The organism is Brevundimonas sp. FV1ps31S (assembly GCF_058681265.1).
On sequence record NZ_CM178735.1, the window covers coordinates 3662097 to 3682580 of the forward strand.

The window sequence follows — 20484 nt, forward strand, 5'->3', positions numbered from 1 at the left end:
CGTCATTCTCGCTTGGTCGCGTGCCCGCGGCACGCCCGAGGGCAAGGTCTAGTGGCGACGACCCATACGCCCGGTGTGTCCGCAGGGCGCGCTCCCATTGGACACCGGGCGTATGGATCCTAGGGACAAGCCCTAGGATGACGAAACCGGGGGCTTGGATCGACAACATCCTCGCCTTGTGGTGAGTGCGGCGGAGATTTGGGGGATGAGGGGTCGTCATGTTCGTCGCGCCGCTGCTGGCACTCGCTGTTCTGGTTCCGGATCCGGGGACGCCCAAATTGTGGGAGCAGGAGGCGCCCGCCATCAGCTGGGCGCGGCCGCCCGATCCGGAGGTGACCTTCAAACTGATGCCGGGGTTTGCGGCGCGGCTGGATGTACAGGGCTGGGCCAGGGTGCGCTGCTATCAGGAGACGGACGGCCACCCGTATGATTGCGAGGTCGCCGAAGAACGACCTCATGGTCTGGGGTTCGGGGCGGCGGCGCGCGTGGTCGTGGCCAGCGGGGAACTGAGGCTGGGGCGGATCGCCGGGGTTCCGCAGCCCAGCGAAATGCAGACCACCGTCCGCTTCCGCGTGGAAGAGGAGGCGGAGGAGGACCGATGGTCGGGGCCGGAGCCGTCCGAAATCCAGCTGAAGCTGGCGCGTAAGATCGTGGATCGCGCCGACGCGGCCGGGTTGATCGAAGATGAGGCTCTGCTCGACGGGCTGGAATACGACCGGCATGCGGTCGTTCAGGCCTGGATCGATGAACTGTTCGTCGAGGTGAAGGCCGAGCGGCGCGAGGCCCTGGCGCTGCAGCTGGCGCGCGTGGTGAGCGAGGGCGATCTGCGTCGCCTGCTGGCCGGGGAACATGTGTCGCCGCCGGATATGGAGGCGTTCAAAGCGGCTTTTCCGGAGTCCGAGTCCGCCAAGGCGGCGACGGCGGAACTGAGACGCCGATATTGCGAACGGTACGACTGCGACGCGGGCGACTGAGGTCGACGCGGGGCGGAAGGCCGGTAGGGCTCGGGGCGTGGTCCCCAGGGTCGTCGTCCTCGACTCTCTAGGCCCGTCTTCCTCGGGACAAGCCCGAGGAAGACGACAGGGGGAGGACGGCGGTGGGTCGGGTCGGCGCTTTTCGACGCGGTCGGTCCTTGTGGCTGGGGCGCCGGAAGGATGGGAATTGCGGGCGCTGGACGGGTTGAACGCACGCAATTCTGAAAGCGAACCCTTTTGAAATCAGGCGGTTGAGGTCCGGGGTTGGCGATTTGCGCGCCTGAGGTGCGGGCGGGGTTAGGCTTTTCCGCATGGGGAAGCATTTCAACAGTCGGATGGATGACGCGGCCTGGCAGGTCTTGTTCGGGCGGTGGCATGGGGGCGAGGCGGCGAAGGCGCTGCGGGCCGAGGCGGGGGTGTCGCCCGATACCTGGAGGGCGAACGCCAAACGTCTGGGGATGCGGATCGGCGACCTGCCGGCCGATCATCCGGCGCGGCGGTCGATCCCGGTCCTCGAGCGGCCGGACGACTGGCGCCATCCCAACAGCAAGCTGACGGCGGGACAATGGCGCGAGGTCTTCGCCCTGCTGGAGCGGGGGGCGACCTATAGGGATGTCGAGGCGCGGTTTCCGGTCCGGGCCTCAAACGTGGCGAGCATGGCGGGGAAGCTGGGCCTTCAGAAGCGGCAGAGGGTTCTGGCCGAGGGCGAGCTTACGCCTGAAAACGGGTCGCCTGATCCGGAGGGGGCGACCTGGGGCGTGACCGTCGATCCCGCCGATCCCGAGGGGACGCGGGCCGCCTTCTGGCGATTGATCCAGCGGGCGGCCGGGGAGGGTCGGTTCGCCGTGATGGGACGGATCCTCATGGCGAAAGAACAGGTCGAGCGCGTGTTCGACCGGGAGCGGGTTAGGGCGGGCGCTTCTATTCCTGGGGGCTACCGCCCTGCGGGCTACTTGAGCCCCCAGACCCCCACTATGCCTGGGGGCTACCGCCCTGCGGGCTACATGAGCCCCCAGACCCCCACTATGCCTGGGGGCTACCGCCCTGCGGGCTACATGAGCCCCCAGACCCCCACTATGCCTGGGGGCTACCGCCCTGCGGGCTACATGAGCCCCCAGACCCCCACTATGCCTGGGGGCTACCGCCCTGCGGGCTACATGAGCCCCCAGACCCCCGGTTTGCTCGAAGGCGGCGACGGGGACGGTCAGGGCGCTGGGGGCCTGGTGTTGCGTCCGGCGCAGAAGCCGCCGGAGGGGGCGTGGTCGACCTAGTTGTTTCTGGGCGGGCGGGGGGCGGGCAAGACTCTGGCGGGGGCGTCGTGGATCGCGGACATGGCCGAGCGGCTGGGGGCGGGCGGGCGGCTGGCGCTGATCGGGCCGACCTTGCACGATGTGCGCGAGGTGATGATCGCCGGGCCGTCGGGGGTGATGAGCCTGCCGCGCTGGACGGGCGTCGGTGGAGATGGCGAGGTGGAGTGGCGGGGACCGGAGTATCAGCCGTCGCGGCGGCGGCTGGTGTTTCCGAACGGGGCCGAGGCCTTCGTCTTCTCGGCCGAGGACCCCGACAGCCTGCGCGGCCCCCAGTTCGCCGCCGCCTGGGCCGACGAATTCTGCGCCTGGCGCAACGGCGGGGAGACGCTGGCCCTGCTGCGGATGGGGCTGCGCCTAAGACTGATGGCGGCCGACCCAGACTCCCCAGCCGTTGATCCGAACGCGGCGCAAAACGGGGGAGTGGGGGCTCAAGGAGCGAGCGACCGCGTCGCGAGCGGTAGCCCCCGGCTGGTGGTTACGACCACGCCGCGCCCGACCAGGGCGCTCAAGGCGCTCCGCGCCGAGGCGTCATGTTTGCTCACCCATGCGACGACGCGGGACAATGGGGATCATCTGGCGCCGGGGTTTCTGGAAGGGCTGGAGCGGCTGTACGGCGGGACGCGGCGGGCGGCCCAGGAGCTGGAGGGCCAGGTGGTCGAGCCCGAGGGCGGGCTGTTCACCGCCGAGATGATGGCGGCGGCGCGGGGGGAGGCTCCGGTCTCGGCCAATGGCTCGGGGGACGGGCGGCCGGTCTATGAGCGGGTGGTGGTGGGGCTGGACCCGACCTGTTCGCGCGGCGGGGACGCCTGCGGCATCGTGGCGGTGGGGCGGCGCGGGGATACGGCCTGGGTGCTGGCCGACCGCTCGATGCGGGGGCTGTCGCCGCAGAAATGGGCCGAGCGGGCGATGGAGACGGCGCGGCTGTTCGGCGCTCGATGCATTGTCGGCGAGGTCAACCAGGGCGGGGACATGGTCGAGGCGGTGCTGAAGGCGGCCGGGTGCGGGGCGGATGGGGAGAACATCGGCTTTACCGCCGTGCGGGCCTCGCGCGGCAAGGCGGCGCGGGCCGAGCCGGTGGCGGCCCTGTATGAACAGGGGCGGGTGCGGCACGCGGGCGCGTTCGCGGCGCTGGAGGAGGAGCTGATGGCGCTGGGCGATGAGGAGGCCGAGAGCGGGGGCGAGGCGGCGGGGCATTGGGACCGGGCCGACGCCCTGGTCTGGGCCGTCACCGACCTGATGCTGGACGGCCGGGGCGAAGGGCCGCGGGTGCGGGCGCTCTAGGCGGCCCCGCTAGGCCGCCATCACGCCGATGTCGTCGGGGCTTTCGCCGCGGCCCAGCAGGCCGGTCTCGAAGTCCATGAAGATGTCCATCAGCTCCTCGACGCCGGCGGGATGGGCGGCGGGGCGGAAGCGGAAGCGCCAGTAGCTGACGATATGCTGGACGGCGCCCAGCTGGTCGCCCAGCTTGGCGAACATGGAGGGGGCGTCCAGCAGGAAGTCGCGGAAGGCGGTGGGGCGGCCCTCCTGGGTCAGGCGGGCGTAGGCGTCGTCATAGACCTGGAGGGTGCGGGACACCTCGTCGCAGGTGCGGATGATGCGACCCCGCAGGACGGCGCGGCTGCGGTCCAGATATTCGCGCGCCCCGCGGTCGACCGTGCCGACCGGCTTGATGGTGCGCACCGCCTCGGCGACGGCGGCGACCTCGCCCAGCAGGATCGACAGGGTCCATTTGTAGTAGAGGAAGCCCTTCCAGCAGAAGACCCCCTCCTGATACTGTTCCGGGGCGAGACGCAGGGTCAGGCGCAGGGCGTCCAGCTGGTCGCCCGGGCTGTTGGACAGGATCTTGGCCGCCATCCTGGCCGCCGAGTCCGAGGCCACGGCGACGGTGTCTCCGTCCAGGCTGAGGGTGACCAGGGGCTCGATCTCGCCGTGGACGAAGGCCAGCATCCGCTGCAGGTCGCCCTCGCTGATCGAGAAATAGCAGGGGGCCGGATCCAGGCCTCCGCGCCGCAGCTGTTCGCGCAGCAGGAAGGGGTCCAGAGACGGCAACCGGTCGATCAGCCGCAGGGTCTCCATGTCCGGATGGGTCGGGGCGACGCCGAAGGCTTCGGTCATCATCCGCTCAAAGCCGATCTGGTTGACGAAGACGTAGCGGCCGCCGGTCTTCAGGTCCTCGTCGTCGATGGGGATGACCACCTTGGTGGCCACCTGGCGGCGGCCGGTGAAGAGGTCCGTCTCGTTGCGCCGCAGCCGGTGCTTGATGATCAGGGCGCGGTTCAGGCTGGAGGTGCGAAAGATCGGCCGCGCGGCCCAGTCGGGGTTGCGTATCGCGCCATCCGAACGGCTGTCGCCGTTCTCTTCCCACACGCGCAGGAGATTCAACACCCGGGCGGTGGAGGCCGAGCCTTTGAGGTGCTCGAGGTTGCGGACGACGCGATCAGTCATGCTGTACAGATGCGGCGCCAATAGTGACCAATGGCTTAGCTTTGCACCGAAATCGACAAATTCCGCGCGACCCTGAGCCCGTAGGGGCCTAGACTGTCGTCATGCAGATGTTCGACATGCTGATCGTCGCCGCCATCGCCGCCGTCACGGCGACCCTGGGGTTCGGCCTCTATTCGCTGTTTCGCGGCGGCGCTTACGCCCGCACCCACTCCAACCGGCTGATGCGGCTGAGGGTCGGGCTGCAGGCCCTGGCGGTGCTGCTGCTGGTCGGCGGCATGATCTGGAAGGCGAGCGGGTCCTGAGGGGCGCGGGAATCGGATCATGGTGACACTGAACAAGATCTACACCCGCACCGGCGACGACGGTCAGACGCGGCTGGCCTCCGGGGCGCCGGTGTCCAAGACCGATCCGCGGGTCGAGGCCTACGGCGCGGTGGACGAGCTGAACGCCGTCCTGGGCGTGGCCCGGCTGAACAGCGGCCAGAACGACCGGATCGACGCCATGCTGGCCCGGATCCAGAACGAGCTGTTCGACCTGGGCGCCGACCTGGCCACCCCGCTGGACCCGCCCCCGGCCTGGGAGGCGCTGCGCATCCTCGACAGCCAGGTCGAGCGGCTGGAGCAGGAAATCGACTGGATGAACGAGAGCCTGAAGCCGCTGGACAGTTTCATCCTGCCCGGCGGCTCGCCCCTGTCGACCCATCTGCACGTGGCCCGCACCGTTTGCCGCCGCGCCGAGCGCGAGGCCGTGCGGCTGGTCGAGGCGGGCGAGGCGGTCAATGGGGCGGCGGTGCGCTATCTGAACCGGCTGTCGGACCATCTGTTCGTGGCGGGGCGCCGGGCGAATGCGAACGGCGCCAACGACGTGAAGTGGAAGCCGGGGGCGACGCGGTAGGGGCTGCAGCGTCCATACAGGACAAAAGAAGAGAGGGCGGCGTCACCTCTCCGCGCGCGAAGGCGCGTGGGGAGGACAGGTCGCGCTTGCGACCAGGCGGGGTGACTCCGGCAGTGGGGATGACCTTGCCAGTTTCAGACATCGAGTCGCCCCCTCCTGGCGTTCGCTGACGCTCCCGCCGGTCCTCCCCGTTCGCCTTCGCGAACGGGGAGGTGTTGTTTGGTTGCGCATATGGCGACCCATCGCGCCCTTGTCGCCGCCTTCATCAGTGCGGGAGTGTCGCGGTCCAGGCTTCAAGCGCCGCCGTGTCGTTCATCTCTCCGTCAAAGCGATGGAGGGGCGTCACTGGCTGATTGGAGCCTCGTTCGCGACCAATATAGTATTTCATCGGCAAGGACATGCTTCCCAAGCCGCTGGGAACACTGATGATTCGGATTTCCATATAGACCGTATCGGCTCCGGTCTCGCGTCCTATGGGTTTTGCGCCGAGCCGAACCCACAGGTCCACGGCGTCAAGACAGGCCGACATGCAGACCTGGTCCGTCAGCACGAACACAGGCCCCTCCGGAGGATGGAAGTCCCGCGTTTCGGCCTGGGTCGCCGAACCGCCATTGGGATGGGGTGCGATCACCCAACGATCATCGCCCCTCGCGATCGCCTGCTCCAGCCCGGCTATGGTCCTCTGATGCCAGGTCCTGGCTTCATCGGAGAGGGCGCCGTTCGCGTCTCGCGCTTCAAACCCTGCGCGCATGGCCTCCAGATTATCTTTCGACGCCCTCCAGACGACGGTCGTCGGGGCTTCAGGCGCATGCTGAACCGCTTCCGCGCCCCACAGGTGATTGGCGATCTGATTCGACCATAGTGACGAACCGCCCCCGTTTCCGCGGAGGTCCAGCACGATCGCCGGCGCTGAACGCAGGGTGTCTGCCTGCTCGGCGATCTGGGCCACGAGGGCGCCCAGGGCTCGCCCGCCTTCGCTTTGCGGGTCGCCATTGAAGGTGGAAAGCGTGATCCAGTAGCGACCATCGTCCAGACGGCGCATCCCGACGGGACGCCGCTCGCGCTCTGGAAAGACATCATAGCGGGAATAGAAGCCGGGTCCTGCCGGCCGCCAGTTCAGATCAACCGCCAGGCCGCCGGTCGGAGTGTGGAAGACGCAGCGTTCGACGGGCTGGACGTAAGGGTCGCCCGTGTCGACCATGACCCATCCGCCGAGCGCCATGCGCTGGGACGCCAGTTCCCAGCGCCCGAAACGGGCGCCCATGCGATCATTTCCGATCTGGAAGGCGTCGCGACCGTCACATGAGACGATTCGCGCGCCCACAGGAACGCCGGACCACGGCTCGGAGACCGTCACGACGAGCCCTCTTTCGCCGTCATCCTGGGCGATGAACCCGGGCCAGGTCTTCGCCTTGTCTGGCGTCGATCCGTAGACGCCGAAGCCGAGATGGCCGTCATCGAACGCCGCAACATAATGTTGCATCGCGTAGAAATAGTCGGCGAAACTGTCGGCGGTTTCGGCCCGGTTCAGAGCCAGGGCGTATTGCGCGTCGTTCACGCGTGCGAACTGCGGGTCGTCCGGGTTGAGCATGCCGGGATGGTTGACCACGATGGCGTCATGGATCGCCGTCGCATCCTCGCGCAGGGTTTTCCCCCAGTCTCTGTCGGCCGGGAGTTGAGCTGGTGGCGGGGCTGCGTTCTGGGGCGTCGATCCTGCCGGCAAGGGGGCGGCTTGGGTTTCGGCGGTGAAACTTGCGGCCGACAGGGCCAAGGCCCCCGCCGCGACAAGCGCAAGGCGACGCATAGACGGCATAGAAGTCCCCCTTTGGCCGCAACCTTCGGGTTGAGCGGCTGGTCGCCAGAGTAGGCGGGCGTCAGGGGGCGGGCAAGACGATCGCTCGCCCGGCGGGGCGAGTTGACGCGGTGCGGCGGTAGGGCTGCACCGTCCATACAGGACGAAAGAAGAGAGGGCGGCGTCACCTCTCCGCGCGCGAAGGCGCGGGGGGAGGACAGGTCGCGCTTGCGACCAGGCGGGGGCGACTCCGGCTGTGGGGTTGACCCCAAGAGCGTCTGGCGCAGGGTCGCCCCCGCCTGGCGTTCGCTGACGCTCCCGCCTGTCCTCCCCGTTCGCCTTCGCGAACGGGGAGGTGAAGGGTGGTCAGGTCGCTGGTCTGGCCGCAGCCAACGCGGCCTTCTGGCGGGCGATTTCGGCGTCGCGGGCGCGGTCCTGGGCGGCGAGTTCGTCCTCGATACGGATCAGTTCGCGGTTCTTCTCGTCCGAGGCCTGGGCGCGGGAGACGCCGTTGGGGCGGCCGGTGATCTGGGCGATCGAGATCGGTTGGGCGCAGATGCGGCTTTCGATGTCGTACCATTTGCCCGCCGCCTCGCAGCGTTCGCCCGGCGCGACCCAATAGTCCTGGAAGACGAATATGCCCGCCACCGCGACGCCGAACAGGGCGAGAAAAATCATGGACAGGCGGGGAAAGGTCAGGAAACGCTTCATCTCATGGTCCGTTAGGTGGGGATCGCCGCGACAGCTTGACCCCGCGTTACGTTGACAGGCCTTCGCGACCGCTCCATGTCCTGCCCCTACATTCAGGCGATTTCACGGATAGACCCATGAAGGTACTCGTCCCCGTCAAACGGGTGATCGACTATAACGTCAAGGCCCGCGTCAAGGCGGACCAGTCGGGCGTCGATCTGGCCAACGTAAAGATGAGCATGAATCCCTTCGACGAGATCGCCGTCGAAGAGGCGGTTCGTCTGAAGGAAGGCAAGGAACATCACGCCGCCGGCACCGCGACCGAGATCGTCGTGGTCTCCATCGGCGTGACCCAGGCCCAGGAAACCATCCGCACCGCCCTGGCCATGGGCGCGGACCGGGGTCTGCTGATCCAGTCGGATACGGACCTGGAGCCGCTGGCCGTCGCCAAGCTGCTGAAGGCGGTGGTCGAGGAAGAAAAGCCCGACCTGGTGCTGATGGGCAAACAGTCGATCGACGGCGACAATAATGCGGTGGGCCAGATGCTGGCCGCCCTGCTGGACTGGCCCCAGGCGACCTTCGCCGGCAAGCTGGTGATCGAAGGCGGCAAGGCGACCGTGACGCGTGAGGTCGACGGCGGTCTGCAGACCATCGCCGCCGAACTGCCGGCGGTGGTGACGGTGGACCTGCGGCTGAACACGCCGCGCTACGCCTCCCTGCCGAACATCATGAAGGCCAAGAAGAAGGAGATCGCCGTCAAGGCGGTCGCCGACTACGGCGTCGATGTCGCCGACCGTCTGAAGGTCCTGAAGGTCACCGAGCCGCCCAAGCGCTCGGCCGGGGTCAAGGTGGCCGACGCGGCCGAACTGGTGTCCAAACTCAAGTCCGTGGGAGCGCTGTAATATGGCTGTCCTCGTCATCGCCGATCACGACGGTTCGACCGTTCGCGACACCACCCACAAGACCGTGACCGCTGCGCTCGGCCTGTCGTCCGACGTGGACGTCCTGGTCGTCGGGCAGGGGGCGCAGGCCGCTGCTGACGCGGCGTCCAAGATCGCCGGCGTCCGCAAGGTGCTGCTGGCCGAGAGCGCCGGCCTGGGCCACGGCCTGGCCGAAGCGGTCACCGACACCGTCACGCCCCTGGCCGCCGGCTACGACGCCATCCTGACGCCGGCCTCGACCGACGGGAAGAATTTCGCGCCCCGGATCGCCGCCAAGCTGGACGTCGCCCCGATCTCGGACATCATCGAGGTGGTGTCGGCCGATACCTTCGTGCGGCCGATCTACGCCGGCAACGCCCTGGAGACGGTCCAGTCGGCCGACGGCAAGAAGGTGATCACCGTGCGTCCGACGGCCTTCGCCGCCGCGGCTGAGGGCGGTTCCGCTCCGGTCGAGAGCGTCGCCGGCGCCGATGCGCCCAAGACGGCCTTTGTCTCGGAAGAAATGGTCAAGTCGGACCGGCCCGAACTGGGCGCCGCCAAGATCGTGGTCTCGGGCGGTCGCGCCCTGGGCTCGGCCGAGGAGTTCCACGCCGTGATGGAGCCTCTCGCCGACAAGCTGGGCGCCGCCATCGGCGCCTCGCGCGCGGCGGTGGACGCCGGCTATGCGCCGAACGACTATCAGGTCGGCCAGACCGGCAAGGTGGTGGCGCCGGCCCTGTATATCGCCATCGGCATCTCGGGCGCCATCCAGCACCTGGCGGGGATGAAGGACTCCAAGACCATCGTCGCCATCAACAAGGACCCGGACGCCCCGATCTTCCAGGTCGCGGACTATGGTCTGGTCGGCGACTACAAGACCATCGTGCCGGAGCTTATGGCCGCCCTGGGTTGAGGCTTTGGGCTGAGACCTTGGGTTGAAGCTCCGCGGAACTATCCGATAGGGGAAGGGCGCGACGCCGGACGTCGCGCCCTTTCGCGTTTGCGCAGGACCTGAATGGCCCGACTGCCGATCAAGCTACAGCCCGGCGCCTCCGGCGACCGGATCGACGGGTGGGATGTGGATCCCGAAGGCCGGCCCGTGCTGAAGGTGCGGCTGCGCGCCCGGCCGGTGGACGGCGAGGCCAACGCCGCCCTGATCCGGTTTCTGGCCAAGGCCCTGGGGGTGTCGAAGTCGTCGGTCGAGCTGGCGCGGGGCGGTCAGTCGCGACTGAAGATCGTCGAGATCGCCTCCCTGGGCGAGGCCGAGCTGAAGACACGGCTGGACGGCCTCGTCGCGGGCGATTGAGGCCTTGATCCTCGCTCAAAAGCGGTCTGCGCCGGTCCCCTCCGCCGGGGGGCTGTCTTTGCGTCTTCGCAGGAACAGGATTGCGGCGCCGCCGACCAGCAGGAGGCCGGTCAGGCTGGCGGCGTAGGCGGCGGCCACGAAAAAGGGCAGCCAGGGCAGATCGACGGCGCCGAAATTCTTGAACAGCAGCAGGGCGACGCTGCCCAGATAGCCGGTGGCGTCCGCCACATAGATCAGGAAACCGGCGGTCGCGACCGTGCCGGAATAGGCGATCATCCGGTCGAACAGCATGGCGTTAAAGGGGGTGTAGGCAAGATACAGGCCGGCGCCGCCGGCGATCATCCAGGCGATCGGCGACAGCAGGCCCTGCTGGAAGGCCAGGGTCGAGGCCCCCAGGACGGCGAAGCCGACCATGATGACGCCGTGCATGAGCAGCAGGGCGCGGCCGTTGTTCTTCACCGCGATCAGCACGCCCATCGCCACCAGAGACAGGACGGCCACCGGTCCCTCGCTGGCGGTGAACACCGATGCGGCGTCGCCGTACCCCAGCGCCTGCCAGATTTCGGCGGCGAAATTGTCGCGCAGGTCGCGGAAGGCCGTCAGCATGACATAGGCGGCGACCAGCAGCACCAGCATCGGCCAGTGCGCGGCCAGGAAGGCGGCGCGCTCCCGGGCCATCATCGGCCGGCGGGCCACACGCTCGGCCTCGTCCGCCGGACTGGGCGGAGGCAGGGCGGCGAGGGCGAGGACCGAGACGGCCAGCAGGGGCATGAAGATCACCCCCACGGCCGCCGGCATCCAGAACGCGCTGACCTGCCAACTGTCCATCAGGATCTTCCCGACCGACTTCACGACGCCCGAGGACAGGATGAAGCTGGCGCACAGGATTGCCCCCAGCACCTCGCTGGTGCGCCGGCCCTCCATGAAGCCGAACACGAGGCCCCAGATCAGACCGAGCGGCAGGCCGTTCAGGAACAGGGCCGCCACATTCCACGGCGCGGGCGTGACCGCGAACAGGACAAGCGCGATCCAGGAGACGCCGATCAGCAGCACGATCGCGATCGCGCGGCGCTCGGGCCGCATCTCCGAGATCACCTTGACGCCGATCAGCTTGGACAGGGCGTAGCCGGCGACCTGAGCGATCACGAGGGCGATCTTGTAGTCCAGGGCGAAGTCCCACCCGGCCACGACATCGAAGGTCGCGGCGGTGAAGGGTTTGCGGAAGGCGTACATGGAGAAATAGGCGCAAAATCCCGCCAGTCCGGCGAACGCCACAAAGACAACGGGGTTGGCCTTCGCCAGCCAGAGCCGCATCCGGTTCATCGTTTGACATCATCCTGTTGCACCGACGTGGTCTAGACCACTGCTGCGACGCTTGAATGACGAGGATGATGGGATGAGGGGGCGGTACGACGTCGCCGTGGTCGGGGCCGGGATCGTCGGCCTGGCCTGCGCCCTGGCCGCTGCACGGCGCGGCCTTTCGGTGGTGGTGATCGACCGTGACGCCCAGGCGAACGGCGCCTCGATCCGCAACTTCGGCTTCGTCACCGTCACCGGCCAGCCGCGCGGCCGGGTGTGGCGCCGGGCGCATCGCAGCCGCGCCGTCTGGGACGAGGTCGCGGGCGAGGCGGGCGTTCCGATCCTGCAGAACGGCCTGTGGCTGCCCGTGCGGCGGCCCGAGGCTGTAGCCGTGCTGGAAGCCTTCATGGCCACCGAAATGGGCGAGGGCTGTCGGCTGATGACGCCGGACGAGGCGCGGGCCCGGGCGCCGGAGACGACCGGGCCCGACACGGTCGCCGCCCTCTGGAGCCCCCATGAATTGCGCGTGGACTCCCGCACGGCCATCCCGCGACTGGCGGCGTGGCTGGAGGGGCGTTTCGGGGTCGCGTTTCTGCGTCAGACCGTCGTCCAGGCGGTCGAGCCGCCGCGCGTCGTCACCGGCCGGGGCGTCGTGGAGGCCGCGCGGGTGGTGGTCTGTCCCGGAGACGACCTCGTCAGCCTGTTTCCCGACCGGCTGGCCGCCGCAGGACTGGTCCGCTGCAAGTTGCAGATGATGCGGCTGGCGTCGCCCGGTTTCGCCCTGCCGGCGCCGGTCATGTCCGACCTCGGCCTGGTCCGCTACGGCGGCTACGCCGACCTGCCGGAGGCCGCCGCCCTGCGCGCGCGGCTGGAGGCGGAGCAGGGCGAGGCCCTGGCCCACGGCGTCCATCTGATTGCGGTGCAGGACGCCGACGGCGGCCTGGTCGTGGGCGACAGCCACCATGACGCCGCCACCCCCGATCCCTTCGCCAGCGAGGCGGTCGACCGGCTGATCCTGGACGAGTGGCGCGCCGCGACCGGCCGGCCGGCGCCGCCGGTGCTGCAACGCTGGACCGGAACCTATGCCCGCGGCCCGCACGCCGACCTGATCGATGCGCCGCATCCGCGCGTGCGTCTCGCGCTCATCACCGCCGGCAACGGCGCCTCCACCGGCTTCGCCTTTGGCGAAGAGGTGATCGCAAACCTGTTCGAGGAGACTTCCGAACCATGACCTCCATCCGCGACTGTTTCGACATGGTTGTCTTCGACTGGGCCGGCACCATGGTGGATTTCGGCAGCCGCGCGCCGGTGCTGGCGCTGATGGAGGCCTTCGCCGCCCTGGACGCGTCGATCACCGAGGAGGAGGCGCGCCGCGACATGGGCCGCGCCAAGGCCGACCACGTCCGCGCCCTGCTGGACCAGCCCCGGATCGCCCGGGCCTGGCAGGCCGCCCATGGCGAGGCGCCGGATACGGCGGCGGTCGAACGGATCATGGTCGAGCTCCAGGCTCCGATGATCCGTCTGGCCGAAGAGACCGCGGATCTGATCCCCGGCGCCGCCGAGACCACAGCGACCCTGCGCGGGCTGGGTCTGAAGATCGGCTCCTGCACCGGCTACACGCGCGAGATGATGCAGGCGATCCTGCCGCGCGCCGCCGATCAGGCCTATGCGCCCGACCTGGTGGTCTGCGCCCACGAGACGCCGCAGGGCCGGCCCTCGCCGCTGATGATCTACAAGGCCTGCGCCGATCTGGGCGTCTGGCCGCTGTCGCGGGTGGTCAAGGTGGACGACGCGGAGGCGGGCGTCGCCGAGGGGCGCAACGCGGGTTGTTTCACCGTCGGCGTGGCCGCCTCCGGAAACATGGTCGGGCTGACGGCCCAGGCCCTGGCGGACCTGGGCGGCGATGAACGCGCTGAACGGCTCGGGGAGGCCGCCGCCAAACTGCGGGCCGCCGGCGCCGACCTGGTGATCGACACGGTCGCCGATCTCATACCTGCGCTCGAGGCCGAGGCGGCGCGGCGCGGCTGACCCGGCGCGCGCGGATCCGTCCTCTAACGGACGCGGATATCCACGCTGATCTTCAGGGCGTCGTGGCGCCAGTATTCCCGGTCGAACTCGACCACCTGGCCCCGGGCGTCATAGCTTGTCCGCACGACGTTCAGGCCGGGCAGTCCGGACTTGACCTGAAGCGCCTCGGCCTCGCCGCTGGTCAGGGCGCACGGCTGCATGTCCACCCGGTTGCGGGCCACGGCGATATTGTAGGCGGACTTCAGGACGCTGGTCAGCGAGCCGTCGAGCGGGTGGCTGAGCAGGTCCGGCGCCATGGCCGCATCGACGACGATGGTCTCTACCAGGACGGCGCGGCCGTCGACGGAGCGGCGTCGGCGAATCCGGTACATGGGGGCGCCCACCGCGCGGCCGAAGATGGCGGCCAGGGCCGGGGTGCAGGCGATCTCGGTCTTGCTGAGGGTCTCGGTCTCCGGGCGCCGGCCCTGGGCCTCGACATAGGACATGAAGCCTTCCCACCGCGTCGGATCATAGACGACCGGCGGGGGCGAGACGTACCAGCCGCTGCGTTCCTTGCGATAGATGACCCCCTCGGCCTCCAGCTGGAACAGGGCTTCGCGGATCGTGCCGCGCGCCACCCCGCCGCCGATCTGCAACTGACGTTCGGAGGGCAGGCGTTCGCCGGGCTTCAACTCCCCTCCCGAGATCCGGGCCGCGATGGCGTCGCGCACCCCGAGATAGTGGAGAATGTCCGGCTGGGGCATCGAATCGCTCGGTCGACGGTCGATTCCCGCCCGACGGGAAGATGAGAAGTCGCGCCTTCGGGGTCAAGCGAACGGATCAGACACGGAGGGTTCAGAGATACGCCGCCCAAGCTTCACGAAAATTTCGCCGAAGCTCGCCTCCATCTGGTCTATACCAAAAACGAAGAGGGGGATTTGATCCATGTCAAATGATCGGCGGTCTTTCCTGCGGGGCGCGCTGGGCGGCGTCGCGGCCGGCGCAGCCTTGAACCTGCTGCCGGCGACGGTGCGCAAGGCCATGGCCATTCCGGCCAACAACGCCACCGGCACCATCATGGACGTCGAGCACGTGGTCATCTTCATGCAGGAGAACCGCGCCTTCGATCACTATCTCGGCGCCCTGAACGGCGTGCGCGGCTTCGGCGATCCCCGCCCGCAACCTCTGCCCGGCGGGGCCACGGTCTGGCGCCAGCCCAGCGATGAACATCCGGACGGTTTCGTCATCCCCTTCCACGGGGATTCGCGCACCACCAACGCCTATACGGTTGATGGATCAGACCAGGGGCACAAGGCCGCCGTCACCATCGTCAACGGCGGCCGCTACGACCAGTGGGGCCATTCAGGCGAACTGCACAAGCGGATGGCCTATTACAAGGCCTCGGACCTGCCCTTCTACTACGCCCTGGCCAGCGCCTTCACCGTCTGCGACGCCTATCACTGCTCGACCCTGACCCAGACCTATCCGAACCGTCTGCACCTCTGGACCGGCTGCAACGGCGGCGGCAAGGTCGGCGGCGATCCGGAGATGAGCAACTACGGCGAGGACGAGACCCCCAGCGCCGACATGGCCGAAGACAGGGTCATGGCGCGCGGTCCCTATGATTGGACCACCTATGCCGAACGGCTCCAGGCGGCGGGCGTCAGCTGGAAGGTCTATCAGGAATACGATAATTTCGGCGACAACATCCTGTCGGTGTTCAAGCCCTTCCGGCCCTGCCCCAAGGATTCGCCCCTGTACCAGCGCGGGCGGGCGTGGGTGTCGGAAGACAAGACCGGCGCGGATCGCACCCGTTCCGACGGCGAGCAACTGGTCGAGGCCTTCCGCGCCGACATCGCCGGCGGGCGGTTGCCCAAGGTGTCATGGATCGTGACGGCGGCCGATCTGTCCGAACATCCCCAGGCCGAGCCGTCCAAGGGCGAGCATGTCTGCGCCAAGCTGATCGAGGCCCTGGTCGATCATCCGGAGGTCTTCTCCAAGACCGTCTTCATCGTCAACTATGACGAGGCCGGCGGCTTCTACGACCATGTCCAGCCGCCCATGCCGCCCCTGACGCCGGACCAGGGCCACAGCACGGTCTCCGTCGCCGGAGAAGCCAAGATTTATGGTCCGGACGCCGACCCGTCTCATCGCGGCGCTCATCCGCTGGGACTGGGCATCCGCGTGCCCGCCATTGTGGTCTCGCCCTGGAGCCGCGGCGGCTTCGTCTGTTCGGAAGTGTTCGACCACACCTCCACGCTCCAGTTCCTGGAGAAGCGGTTTGGGGTGAAGGAGGAGAACATCAGCGACTGGCGTCGGACGGTCTGTGGCGACCTGACCTCGGCCTTCGATTTCGCGCGTCCGAACCGGGACTGGGCGGCCCTGTCCCTGCCGGCGACGGCCGATTACATGCAGCGCGTGGCCCAGTCCAAGGCCGCGCCCAGCCTGCGGATTCCCGAGCGCCAGACGCCGGCCGTGCAGGACGGCCCCCAACGGGACGCACGCCCCTTGCCCTATGAACTGGCCGCCGAGGTTCGGGTGGTCGACGGGGCGGTCCTGATCGATCTGGTCAACAGCGGCCGAACGGGCGCGGTCTTCCAGGTGTTCGACAACACCGACCGCGCGGGGCCGTGGCGCTTTACGCTGGGCGCAGGCGAAACCTATGCGGCCGGACATTGGAACGACGGCCGGCCGGGCGTCTATGATCTGACGGTTCACGGCCCGAACGGCTTCTATCGTCGGTTCGCCGGCGACGCTGATCGGCCTCAGCCCCAGGTGACCCTATCCACCGATCCCAGGGGATTGCTGACAGTCGGCGTGATCGGGGCGGCCGATGCGGCGCCCCTCGCGACCCTGGAGATGGACGCGGCCTATCCCCTGTCCGAAGGCGAGGCGCGCCGCCCGCTGGCGCTCAAGCCGGGCGTTGCGGCCCGTACGGCCTGGGACCTGCGCGGCAGCGACCATTGGTACGATCTGACCGTGACCCTGGCCGATGATCCGACCTTCATCCAGCGCCTGGCCGGTCACGTGGAGACCGGTCGTCCCAGTCGCACCGACCCGGCCATCGGGCGCATGCGCCTATGAAGAACGCCCTGGCCGCCAGCTCGATTTCGACCCAGTTTCAAGACGGACTTTCAATGACTTCTTCCGTGGACGCCGACGCCTTCTTCTCCGAATTGTCGGACCTGTTCACCCGGTTGGGCGGGCTTCATTACGGCGAGGACGTCAGCCAGCTGGAGCATGCCGTACAGACCGCGCATCATGCGCGCGTCGATGGGGCGCCGCCGGCCCTGGTGGCGGCGGCCCTGCTGCACGATGTCGGCCATATGATGCAGAAGGCCGGCGAGGACGCCGCCGATCGCGGCATCGACACCCGTCATGAACATATCAGCGCCGGCTACCTGTCGCGCGCCTTCGGCCCCGAGGTGACCGAGCCGGTCCGGCTGCACGTCGCGGCCAAACGCTGTCTGGCGACCACGGCTCCGGGCTATGTCGATCGGCTCAGCGCGGCCTCGCTTCAGAGCCTGGCCCTGCAGGGCGGACCGATGAGCCCGGCCGAGGTCAACGAATTCATGGCCTCGCCGGCGGCCGAAGCCGCCCTTCGGCTGCGCCGCTACGACGAACTGGGCAAGGCCCAGGGCGTCGAGGTCGCCGGCTTCGAGGCCTATCGCGAGCTTCTCTGCGACCTGATCAACCGCAGGGCTGAAACCTAGTTTTCATTTCAACTATGGGGGTTGTTGAATGAGTAAGCGTTTCCATCGTCGCCGGTCCGGATAGCCGGGCCCGCGAGAGAATGACCGACGTCGCCTGAAGCGGCGTCGCTACAGCCGAACACGATCGGCCGGGGGATCCAACAAGGGTGATCGACATCGACAGGGCGCGTCCGTGCGTCGCTGATCGCTGACGGCTGCCTTGCGCTGACCCTGATCGGCCGACCCGAAAACACATCAGGATCAATGGAGACAGTCATGTCGCTTCATGTCATCGCCCGCGCGCGGGCCGTTCATCGTCAAGTCTTCGCCGGCGCCAATCTGCGTGCGGCGCTTCTGGCGGGTTCCGCCGTCCTCGTCGCATCCGCCGCCCACGCCCAGACGGTTCAGCCTCAAGCCGCCGCAGCTGCCGAGATGGACGAGGTCGTCGTCACCGGTCAGCGCCTCAGCACCGCCAACGCCATCGACGCCCAGCGCCGGTCGGGCGTGGTCTCGAGCGTGATCTCGTCCGACGACCTGGGCAAGCTGCCGGACGCCAACGTCGCCGACGCCCTGGCGCGCGCGCCCGGCATCAATGTCGTCGTCAACCAGGAAACCGGTGAAGGCGAATATGTCTCGGTCCGGGGTCTGGCCGGCACCTTCAACGCCTATTCGATCAACGGCGTCCGCGTCGCCCTGACCGATCCCGACAGCCGCAAGATGTCGATGACGGTCCTGCCGCCCAACGGCCTGAAGAGCATCACCGTCTCCAAGACCCTGACGCCGGACATGGACGGGGACGCCATCGGCGGCTCGGTCAATTTCCAGACCCCGACGGCCTTCGACTTCACCAAGCCTGTGGCCCGCGCCTTCCTCAGCTACGGCGTCAATGACCGGGCGCAGGAGCAGGGCGAAGAAGACGGTTCGGGCCAGATCCAGATGGACTTCGCCAGCCGCCTGTCGTCCGACAGCCGTTTCGGCGCCTTCGTCTCGTTCAACTACGGCAAGAGCAACAGCCTGAATGAAGAGACCGAAAACGACGGCGAGTGGGAGCCCTATCGCTGGCGCAAGGACAGCGAAGAGGCGATCGACGAGCGCTCGATGTATCTGCCGGGGATCGACCTCGACTACCGTCGCATCGAACAGGAGCGGTTCGGCGGCAACTTCTCGCTGGATTATCAAGGTCAGGCGAACGACTTCTATCTGCGCGGCCAGTACAGCCGCCTGGAGCGGACCGGCACCAACGACTACACCGACTTCCGCAGCCGCAAGACCAAGCGCCTGCAGCAGGTCGATGTGGAGAACGCGACCCTTATCCAGCCCGATGACGCCGTCGTCGGCTTCGGGGCCAAGGGCCGCATCTACAGCTACACCGTCGACCAGATGAAGGACTTCGACGCCGACGGCCTGATCACCGACGCCGACCGTCAGAGCAGCTCGTCCTACTGGTCGCTGTTCGGACGCTCGGGCGTGTGGAGCCCCGAGACCTTCCAGTTCGCGCGGACCTTCCAGACCCTGGACCAGATCTCGACCCTGGGCACGATCAACCTGGGCGGCCAAACCCGTCTGAACCGCCTGACCCTGGACTATGATCTGAGCTACAGCGCCGGCGAAAAGGGCGGCCCGGACAGTTTCTCGATCACCTACAACTGCGACGCCTGTTCGGCGCCGTTCAACCAGACGGGTCTGCTGTGGTCGTCCTATGATCCGCGCTTCCCCATGCCGCAACTGCCGGCCTTCGCCGACAACGCGCAGAACGATCCCGACCTGTTGCCCTATGACGGCGGCGGGCGCAGCCGCGACAAACAGACCGACGCGCGCACGGCGTTCAAGTTCGACGCCGTCTATGAGATGGAAGGCGTGGTTCGTCACCTGAAGGCCGGCGTCAAGGTCCTCCGGTCCGAGCGCGAATACGACGCCACCCCGATCTGGGGCGGTTCGTTCGACAACACGCCCCTGGAGGGCAAGAGCCTGGGTCAGTCGGGCCTGATCGACCGCGAGGTCGGCTCCGTTCTGGACGGTCGCTACTACTATGGCGCCATCCTGAACCGGGACAAGGTGATCGCCGCGATCGAAGCCGCCCAGAAGGCCAATCCGGTCGACTATTCCTACGCCGATCTGAATTCGAGCGACAAGCGCGGAGAAGAGACCATCTACGCCGGCTACGGTCTGGCCAGCTTCCAGTTCAACGCTCTGGACGTGGTCGCCGGGGTGCGGGTCGAACACACCGAGGTCAGCAACACCAACTGGATCGAGGACGAGGCCCAGACCGGCTTCGGCGACACCGACAGCCACTACACGAACGTCCTGCCCAGCGTGACGGCCATCTATCGCCCGTCGGACAATTTCGTCTATCGCGGCGCGATCTGGACCAGCTTCTCCCGGCCCGAGTTCAGCAATATCTCGCGCGGCGTCAGCGTCAGCCGAGCGGCGCCGCGTCCGGGTCAGACCCTGGGCGACATCGTCTCGATCAGCCGGGGCAATCCCGACCTGAAGCCGGCCGAGGCCCTGAACCTGGACGTTTCGGCCGAATATTATCCGGACCGTTCCAGCCTGGTCTCCATCGGCGTCTTCCACAAGAAGATCGACCATTTCATCTTCACCAACGGCAGCGCGGTCGACGCCGACACCCAGGAAGGCACGATCACCATCAGCCAACCCAAGAACGGCGAGACGGCCAAGATCACCGGCGTCGAACTGAACCTGATCAAGTCGTTCGAGGGCATGGGCGCGCCCTTCGACGGCTTCGGCGTCGAGGCCAACCTGACCCGTCAGGTCAGCGAGGCCGAGACCGGTCTGGACTATCGCAAGGGCCGGTCGATCTCCTTCATCCAGGCGCCGGACCTGATCTACAATGCGTCGCTGACCTATCAGAAGTACGGCTTCGAAGCCCGCCTGTCCTATCAGTATCAGGGCGCCTATATCGAAGACCTGCGCGATAACGCCGTTGATAAATGGGTCCAGCCGAACAAGAGCCTGGACTTCCACTCGCGCTACAACTTCCGCCCCGGCCTGACGATGGACTTCGACGTCCAGAACATCCTGGATGGCCATCGCTACTACACCACCAAGGGCGAGAGCCCCTCGTACCAGAAGGACTATATGGAGCCCGGCCGGAACTTCCTGGTCCGCCTGGCCTATTCCTACTGATCCGAAGA

The 20484-nt window shown here is 67.9% G+C and carries 18 protein-coding genes; 13 read left to right on the forward strand and 5 right to left on the reverse strand.

From position 1 onward, the window contains the following. Positions 1–218 precede the first annotated feature (218 nt). The 3 genes from ACVPT3_RS17555 to ACVPT3_RS17565 all read left to right on the forward strand — a co-directional run bounded on the left by ACVPT3_RS17555 (position 219) and on the right by ACVPT3_RS17565 (position 3565). Positions 219–974 carry a hypothetical protein gene (locus ACVPT3_RS17555; RefSeq protein WP_492042110.1) on the forward strand — a complete coding sequence of 252 codons (756 nt, stop codon included), beginning with the start codon at positions 219–221 and terminating at the stop codon, positions 972–974. Positions 975–1285: 311 nt separating this feature from the next. Further along, the gene (locus ACVPT3_RS17560) at positions 1286–2245 is read left to right on the forward strand and encodes a hypothetical protein (RefSeq protein WP_492042111.1); all 960 of its coding nucleotides are present in this window, start codon (positions 1286–1288) and stop codon (positions 2243–2245) included. Continuing rightward, positions 2246–3565: a phage terminase large subunit family protein gene (locus ACVPT3_RS17565; protein ID WP_492042112.1), complete on the forward strand. Its 1320-nt coding sequence runs from the start codon at positions 2246–2248 to the stop codon at positions 3563–3565. A 9-nt stretch (positions 3566–3574) separates the two neighbouring features. On the opposite strand, the gene ACVPT3_RS17570 is transcribed toward ACVPT3_RS17565, so the two are convergent. Next, the gene (locus ACVPT3_RS17570; protein WP_492042113.1) at positions 3575–4729 is read right to left on the reverse strand and encodes a hypothetical protein; all 1155 of its coding nucleotides are present in this window, start codon (positions 4727–4729) and stop codon (positions 3575–3577) included. Positions 4730–4830: 101 nt separating this feature from the next. Here ACVPT3_RS17570 and ACVPT3_RS17575 point away from each other — a divergent pair, with 101 nt between their 5' ends. Next, complete coding sequence (locus ACVPT3_RS17575; protein ID WP_492042114.1) at positions 4831–5031, forward strand: twin transmembrane helix small protein; 201 nt, start codon at positions 4831–4833, stop codon at positions 5029–5031. A 19-nt stretch (positions 5032–5050) separates the two neighbouring features. Beyond that, positions 5051–5623: a cob(I)yrinic acid a,c-diamide adenosyltransferase gene (locus ACVPT3_RS17580; protein WP_267514888.1), complete on the forward strand. Its 573-nt coding sequence runs from the start codon at positions 5051–5053 to the stop codon at positions 5621–5623. Between the two features lie 265 nt (positions 5624–5888). Here the strand turns inward: ACVPT3_RS17580 and ACVPT3_RS17585 are convergent, their stop codons facing one another. Beyond that, positions 5889–7436, reverse strand: coding sequence for a S41 family peptidase (locus tag ACVPT3_RS17585; protein WP_492042115.1), 1548 nt, complete (start codon positions 7434–7436; stop codon positions 5889–5891). Positions 7437–7781: 345 nt separating this feature from the next. Next, positions 7782–8126, reverse strand: a complete 345-nt coding sequence (locus ACVPT3_RS17590; RefSeq protein WP_492042116.1) for a hypothetical protein — start codon at positions 8124–8126, stop codon at positions 7782–7784. 116 nt (positions 8127–8242) lie between these two features. On the opposite strand from ACVPT3_RS17590, the gene ACVPT3_RS17595 reads away from it, so the two are divergent. The 3 genes from ACVPT3_RS17595 to ACVPT3_RS17605 all read left to right on the forward strand — a co-directional run bounded on the left by ACVPT3_RS17595 (position 8243) and on the right by ACVPT3_RS17605 (position 10331). After that, positions 8243–9007, forward strand: a complete 765-nt coding sequence (locus tag ACVPT3_RS17595; RefSeq protein WP_492042117.1) for an electron transfer flavoprotein subunit beta/FixA family protein — start codon at positions 8243–8245, stop codon at positions 9005–9007. 1 nt (position 9008) lies between these two features. Then, positions 9009–9938: an electron transfer flavoprotein subunit alpha/FixB family protein gene (locus tag ACVPT3_RS17600; protein ID WP_492042118.1), complete on the forward strand. Its 930-nt coding sequence runs from the start codon at positions 9009–9011 to the stop codon at positions 9936–9938. Between the two features lie 102 nt (positions 9939–10040). Continuing rightward, positions 10041–10331 carry a DUF167 domain-containing protein gene (locus tag ACVPT3_RS17605; protein WP_492042119.1) on the forward strand — a complete coding sequence of 97 codons (291 nt, stop codon included), beginning with the start codon at positions 10041–10043 and terminating at the stop codon, positions 10329–10331. 15 nt (positions 10332–10346) lie between these two features. Here ACVPT3_RS17605 and ACVPT3_RS17610 read toward each other — a convergent pair whose 3' ends face one another. Beyond that, positions 10347–11654 (reverse strand): DUF5690 family protein, encoded by a 1308-nt coding sequence (locus ACVPT3_RS17610; RefSeq protein WP_492042120.1) that lies wholly within the window; start codon positions 11652–11654, stop codon positions 10347–10349. Positions 11655–11727: 73 nt separating this feature from the next. On the opposite strand from ACVPT3_RS17610, the gene ACVPT3_RS17615 reads away from it, so the two are divergent. Next, positions 11728–12861, forward strand: coding sequence for a TIGR03364 family FAD-dependent oxidoreductase (locus tag ACVPT3_RS17615; RefSeq protein ID WP_492042121.1), 1134 nt, complete (start codon positions 11728–11730; stop codon positions 12859–12861). Then, the gene (phnX, locus tag ACVPT3_RS17620; protein WP_492042122.1) at positions 12858–13658 is read left to right on the forward strand and encodes a phosphonoacetaldehyde hydrolase; all 801 of its coding nucleotides are present in this window, start codon (positions 12858–12860) and stop codon (positions 13656–13658) included. The genes ACVPT3_RS17615 and phnX overlap by 4 nt, the downstream gene beginning before the upstream one ends. Before the next feature lie 23 nt (positions 13659–13681). Here the strand turns inward: phnX and ACVPT3_RS17625 are convergent, their stop codons facing one another. Further along, the gene (locus tag ACVPT3_RS17625) at positions 13682–14401 is read right to left on the reverse strand and encodes a UTRA domain-containing protein (protein WP_492042123.1); all 720 of its coding nucleotides are present in this window, start codon (positions 14399–14401) and stop codon (positions 13682–13684) included. 181 nt (positions 14402–14582) lie between these two features. Here ACVPT3_RS17625 and ACVPT3_RS17630 point away from each other — a divergent pair, with 181 nt between their 5' ends. The 3 genes from ACVPT3_RS17630 to ACVPT3_RS17640 all read left to right on the forward strand — a co-directional run bounded on the left by ACVPT3_RS17630 (position 14583) and on the right by ACVPT3_RS17640 (position 20476). Continuing rightward, on the forward strand, positions 14583–16721 hold the full coding sequence (locus ACVPT3_RS17630) for a phosphocholine-specific phospholipase C (protein ID WP_492042124.1): 2139 nt from the start codon (positions 14583–14585) through the stop codon (positions 16719–16721). Between the two features lie 53 nt (positions 16722–16774). After that, positions 16775–17350 (forward strand): HD domain-containing protein, encoded by a 576-nt coding sequence (locus ACVPT3_RS17635; RefSeq protein WP_492042125.1) that lies wholly within the window; start codon positions 16775–16777, stop codon positions 17348–17350. Between the two features lie 255 nt (positions 17351–17605). After that, positions 17606–20476 carry a TonB-dependent receptor gene (locus ACVPT3_RS17640; RefSeq protein ID WP_492042126.1) on the forward strand — a complete coding sequence of 957 codons (2871 nt, stop codon included), beginning with the start codon at positions 17606–17608 and terminating at the stop codon, positions 20474–20476. Positions 20477–20484 lie beyond the last annotated feature (8 nt).